Below are 550 nucleotides of genomic sequence, written 5' to 3' on the forward strand. Positions count from 1 at the left end.
CTCCACCGCCGCGACCCACCTGCTGCCGCCCGCGGCGGCGACGCTGCGGGACCGGCATCCCCGGCTGGGGGTGCGGGTCATCGAGGCCGAGCCCGCCCGCTGCTTCGACCTGCTGCTGGCCGGCGACGCCGACCTGGCGCTGCTGACCGCCACCGCCGACACGCCGCCGACCTCGGACACCCGGTTCGACCAGCGGGACCTGCTCGACGACCCGCTGGATCTGGTCGTTCCGGTCGGGCACCGGCTCACCGGACGGCGGACGGTGACGCTGGCCGACGCCGCCGACGAACAGTGGATCCTGGGCCGCCCCGGCAGCACCTACCACCAGCTGGTGCTCACGGCCTGCCTCGGCGCCGGGTTCACCCCGAACATCGCCCACTACGCCGACGAGTGGGACACCGGCACCGCGCTGGTCGCCCACCGGTTCGGCATCATCCTCGTGCCCCGCCTCGCGCGGTTGCACGAGGACCGGCCGGTCGCGCGGATCCCGCTGCGGGGCGAACACGCACCCGCGCGGCGGATCCTCGCCGCCACCCGGCGCGGCAGTCGC

1 protein-coding gene is annotated in these 550 nt (G+C 76.2%); it reads left to right on the forward strand.

Annotated elements, in window-relative coordinates:
• A partial coding sequence (locus tag SACPADRAFT_RS26180; protein WP_040924058.1) for a LysR substrate-binding domain-containing protein occupies nt 1-550 on the forward strand: 550 nt, incomplete at both ends.

The organism is Saccharomonospora iraqiensis subsp. paurometabolica YIM 90007, assembly GCF_000231035.2.
In the GTDB taxonomy this organism is placed as follows: domain Bacteria; phylum Actinomycetota; class Actinomycetes; order Mycobacteriales; family Pseudonocardiaceae; genus Saccharomonospora; species Saccharomonospora paurometabolica.